Origin of the sequence: Streptomyces sp. (assembly GCF_035644915.1) — a bacterium.
Lineage (GTDB): Bacteria > Actinomycetota > Actinomycetes > Streptomycetales > Streptomycetaceae > Streptomyces.
In genome coordinates, this window is sequence record NZ_DASQNP010000072.1 from 1 (window position 1) to 4,822 (window position 4,822).

General features: G+C 73.6%; 5 protein-coding genes. 2 read left to right on the forward strand and 3 right to left on the reverse strand.

Annotated elements, in window-relative coordinates; translation table 11 throughout:
* Window positions 1-180 precede the first annotated feature (180 nt).
* On the reverse strand, window positions 181-2,361 hold the full coding sequence (locus VE546_RS08465; RefSeq protein ID WP_414720429.1) for a putative bifunctional diguanylate cyclase/phosphodiesterase: 2,181 nt from the start codon (window positions 2,359-2,361) through the stop codon (window positions 181-183).
* A complete protein-coding gene (locus tag VE546_RS08470) occupies window positions 2,358-3,173 on the reverse strand; it encodes an SAM-dependent methyltransferase (RefSeq protein WP_324920256.1) in 816 nt (271 codons plus the stop codon). Before VE546_RS08470 ends, VE546_RS08465 begins: the two co-directional genes overlap by 4 nt.
* A 194-nt stretch (window positions 3,174-3,367) precedes the next feature.
* On the opposite strand from VE546_RS08470, the gene VE546_RS08475 reads away from it, so the two are divergent.
* Complete coding sequence (locus tag VE546_RS08475; RefSeq protein WP_324920258.1) at window positions 3,368-3,715, forward strand: hypothetical protein; 348 nt, start codon at window positions 3,368-3,370, stop codon at window positions 3,713-3,715.
* A gap of 56 nt (window positions 3,716-3,771) precedes the next feature.
* On the opposite strand, the gene VE546_RS08480 is transcribed toward VE546_RS08475, so the two are convergent.
* Window positions 3,772-4,206, reverse strand: coding sequence for a DUF2267 domain-containing protein (locus tag VE546_RS08480; protein WP_324920260.1), 435 nt, complete (start codon window positions 4,204-4,206; stop codon window positions 3,772-3,774).
* A gap of 154 nt (window positions 4,207-4,360) precedes the next feature.
* Between VE546_RS08480 and VE546_RS08485 the strand changes: the two genes are divergently transcribed.
* Entirely contained in the window at window positions 4,361-4,762 is a 402-nt protein-coding gene (locus tag VE546_RS08485) for a ChaB family protein (RefSeq protein ID WP_324920262.1), read from the forward strand.
* Window positions 4,763-4,822: the final 60 nt, after the last annotated feature.

The window sequence follows — 4,822 nt, forward strand, 5'->3', positions numbered from 1 at the left end:
AGGTGATGCGCGAGGTGGTGGACACCGTCACCGCCGAGCGCGAGCGGGTGCGCGTCGCGGACGCCGTACGGGACCCCGGGTGGCGCCACCGGCTGATGTCGCTGGGGCACGATCCCGGCAAGGCCCGGTAAAGCCCGGTAGAGCCGCGTCCTGACGCCACCCGCCCGCCGCTGGCGGAGGTCACTGGCCGGCCGCCACCGGCATCGCGTCCCCCAGGCGTTCCGGGGGACCGGGCCGGGCGTAGTACCAGCCCTGGGCGGAGTCGCAGCCCAGCGTCCGCAACTGCTCCGCCTGGGCCGCGGTCTCCACGCCCTCGACCGTCACGGCCAGGTCGAGGGCGTGGGCCAGCGAGACGATGCCCTCGACGACCTTGAGGTCGACCGGATCGGCCGGTTCCTGCTGGAGGCCCTGGGTGAAGGAGCGGTCCAGCTTCAGCGTGGTCGCGGGCAGCCTGCGCAGGCTCGCCAGGTTGGAGTAGCCCGTCCCGAAGTCGTCCAGGGCGATCCGCACGCCCAGGTCGGCGAGTTGGCGTAAAGGCTTCAGCTCGTCGTCGTCGGCGCGGATCAGGGCGCTCTCGGTGACCTCCAGGCAGAGCGAGGAGGGGTCCAGGCCGGCCTCCTCCAGGATCGCCACGGTCTCCGCGACCAGCTCCGGGTGGCGGAGCTGCCGCGGCGAGAGGTTGACGTTCACCCGCAGCGGCCGGGCTCCGCCGATGCCGCGCACCTGCCACTCGCACGCCTGCCGCACGGCCTGCTCCAGCACCCAGCGGCCCAGCGGCACGATCAGCCCGGTGTGCTCGGCGAGCGGGATGAAGCGGTCCGGGCCCAGCACCCCGTGGCGCGGATGGGCCCAGCGCACCAGGGCCTCGGCGCCCTCCACGCTGCCGTCGTCCATCCGCACCAGCGGCTGGTACTCGATGAAGAACTCCTCGCCCTCCAGGGCGGCGGGCAGGTGGGTGGTGAGCATGTGGCGGCTGATGGTGCGGGCGTCGGAGTCGGGGTCGGCCAGCTCGTAGCGGTTGCCGCCGCGGGCCTTGGCCCGGTACATGGTGATGTCGGCGCTGCGCAGCACCTCCGCGGGGGTCAGCTCGGTGACCGGGCCCTCGACGATGCCGATGCTGGCGCGCACGCTCAGCTCCCGGCCGCCCAGCGGGATCGGGACGGACAGCGCGTCCAGCGCCCGCTGGGCCAGGTCGGTCACCTCCGAGCGCGTCACCGGGTCGTTGACCAGCGCCACGAACTCGTCGCCGCCGATCCGCGCCACCAGGTGGCGCTGGGAGGTGACGCAACTCTGCAGCCGTTCGGCCACGTTGACCAGGAGCTGGTCGCCCACGGCGTGGCCGAGGCTGTCGTTGACCGTCTTGAACCCGTCCAGGTCCAGGTAGCACAGCCCGATCCGGGTGGTGCCGGAGTCGGGGGAGAGGGCGTGCTCCAGGCGCTCGAAGAACATCGTGCGGTTGGGCAGGTCCGTCAGGGCGTCGTGGGTGGCCTCGTAGCGCAGCCGCAGGTTCAGCAGCCGCCGCTCGGTGATGTCCTCCATCAGCGCCAGCATGTAGCGCGGGGCGCCCTCGGGGTCGCGCAGCAGCGAGACGGTCAGGTTGGTCCACAGCACGGTGCCGTCGCTGCGCGTGTACGGCTTCTCCACCCGGTAGTGGTCGCGCTCGCCGCGCACCAGCTCGTCGTGGACCCGCCAGACGCCCGGGGCGTCGTCGGGGTGCACCCAGTCGGAGACCCGGCGGCTGCGCACGTGGTGCTCCGACCCGCCGAACATCCGGGCCAGCGCGCCGTTGATGTCGAGGACGCGGCCCTCCATGTCCGCGATCCCGATGCCGATCGCGGCGCCCTCGAAGACCGCCCGGAAGCGGGTCTCGCTCTCGTGGAGGGCCTTCTCCACGGTCTCGCGCGCGGCGAGCGCGGCCCGGGAGAGCGCCTCCTGCTCGGAGCGGGTGCGCTCCTGCAGGGCCCGGGCGAACCCGGCCGAGATGGCGTGCTGGAGCCGGGCGCAGCGGGCCCGTCCCTCCTCGGTGGGCAGCACCGCCGGATCGCTGCAGTACAGCAGCAGGTAGGCGTCGACCACGCCGAGCACCTGCGGCAGCGCGTCGGGGGACGTGCAGTGCGCCTCGACGAGCGCCGCCCCCACCTCGCGCCCCGGCGACGGGTCGAAGGGGCGGGCGTGCAGGGCGTCGCCGAGCAGGTGCGCCAGGGGGAGGAGGTAGTCCTCGAACTCGGCGCGGGTCATCGACGTGGCCGTGGCGGGGTAGACCGCGCGGCTCCAGATCCTGGCGAAGCGGCGGTGGCCGTCGTTCGGGTCGTCGGGACCGTCCGGCGCGGGAGGGCGGTCAGACCCGGAGATAGGGATCACGCCTTGCGTCCCACGCCGCCGAAACCGGTGAAGACCACGGGATCCTCGTGGTCCACCGGGCCCTCCGGGCGCCAGTTCGGCATGGACACCAGGCCGGGCTCGACCATCTCGAAGCCGTCGAAGAACCGCTGCACCTCGGAGCGGGAGCGCAGGATCAGCGGCGAGCCGATGTTGCGGTAGACGCTCTCCACCTCGTCCCCCTGCTCCGGCCTGCGCGGGCCGCCCTCGATCGAGGCGTGGGTGAGGACCAGCAGGCTGCCGGGGGCGAGCGCGTCGCGCACCTCGGCCACCTTCCCCCACGGGTCGTCGGCGTCCTCCAGGAAGTGCAGCAGCGCCACCAGCAGCAGGGCCACCGGCCGGTTCAGGTCCAGCAGGCGGCCGACCTCGGCGCTGCCGAGGATGTCCTTGGGGGTGCGGAAGTCGGCGGCGACCACACCGGTGCGGTGCTCGTCGCCCTCCAGGACGGCCCGGCTGTGGGCGACGGCCACGGGGTCGTTGTCGACGTAGACCACCCGGGCCCGGGGGTCGGCGGCCTGGGCGACCTCGTGGACGTTGCCGAAGGTCGGTATGCCCGAGCCGATGTCGAGGAACTGGGTCACGCCCTCGGCCACGGCGAAGCGGACGGCCCGGCGCATGAACGCCCGGTTCGCCTGCATGATCTTCGGGAGACCCGGGAACGCCTCGATGGCCCGCCGCGCCGCTTCCCGGTCGGCCTCGAAGTTGTGCGAACCGCCCAGGTAGTAGTCGTAGATGCGGGAAACGCTCGGCACGGACAGGTCGATGCCCTGCGGAGCCCAGGCGGGACGCTCCATCAAAGTCTCCAACTGGTCGCTGAATATGACATTGGGACTCCTGAGGCTACTGATCCCAGGCGAACAAATACACGGATCCGGAGCGCCGACGTTCCGGTCGCAAGCCGCTACGTATAGCTTGCCCCGGTTCCTCCGTCGGGTTAATCACGGCAACGGTGGTGTTTTACCCGGCTGCGGCCGGACACCCGGGGCGGATGAGCACCACCGACCACAGTGAACTCCCGCTGCCCGACTACGACCACCTGTCCGCGGGCGAACTGGAGCACCGCATCCGGCCCCTGTCGCCGGAGGCTCTGGAGGAGCTGCTCCGTTACGAACGCGAACACGCCGGCCGCCCCCAGGTGATCGCGCTGCTGACGGCCCGTCTGCGCCAGCTCGAGGCGGGCAGCCCCCGCTCGGCCGGCAGCACCGAGCCCCCCTCCGCGCCGCGCGGCGAGCCCGGTGGCTCCCGGGTCTCCCCCGCGACCTCCCCGCAGCCCCACCACCCGCCGCCGCACGGCACCCCCGACCAGCCCGCCCGGCCCAAGGGCGACCGCTTCTAGGGTCCGGGCAGGGGGAGGGCCCGCCCCGCACGGGGCGGGCCCTCCCCCTGCCCGGGTCAGCCCTCCGCGGCGCGGGCGGACGGCAGCAGCTCCCGGATGTCCGGCGGCAGGACGTGGCCGACCTTGAGCATCAGCTCGGGGGAGACCGCCGCGTCCAGGACCTCCAGCACCGCCGTGGCCTCCCGCACCGCGCTCTCCTCCGACGTCCGGGACCGCCAGGCCACCCGCCCGGCGAAGGCGGTCAGGTCGAACGGTTCCCCGCGGGAGCGGGCGTCGGCCCGGCGCGCCGGCGAGGTCTCGTCCCCGGCCACCACCCGGCGCAGGGACTCCGCCGCCTCTCCGGGGAGCTGGGCGGCCAGGTGGTCGGCCACCCCGTCCGGTATCCGCTCGGCCAGCGTCTCCAGGGTGGCCCGTACGGCCCGCTCCGCCGCCTGCCGGTCGGGCAGGGCCGCGTGCGCCTGTACCTGGCCGGTGAGTTCCTCGTAGCGCATGGCCGGCCTCCCTCCTGGGTCCTCCTCCGGTCCCCGTCGGACCGGTTCGTGCTCTCCCGGGGCGGGTGACCGCCCGGCGCGCGCCGACACCTGCCGTTTCCGGGGTGAACGACGGGGAACCCGTTACAAATCCGGACAATCGGAGGTGAGACACGTGCCGGGACGGAAGGAGCTTCCTTCGACCCTGGAGCGCTCTCCCGAGGAGGCGCAGCGCACCTGGATCAAGGCGCACGACTCGGCCGTCGAGGAGTACGGCGAGGGCCGCCGCGCCCACCAGACGGCCTACGCCGCCCTCAAGCACAAGTTCGAGAAGGTGGGCGACCACTGGGAACGCAAGGAGGGCGGCCGCAAGGGCCCCTCGGACGAGCGGGCGGCCCGCCCGCGCGGCCGGGGCGGACGCAGCGGTGAGGGCGTCGACGAGAACGCCAGCAAGGAGCACCTGTACTCGATCGCCCAGCGGCTCGGCGTCAACGGCCGCTCCCGGATGACCAAGGACGAGCTGCTCCGGGCCATCCGCAAGGCCAACCGCTCCCGGACCCGCGCGGCCCGCTCCTAACCGGAGCGTCCGGCCCGGACCGTCTCCGGGCCGGACGCGCCCGGTCCCCGGCGCCGCTCC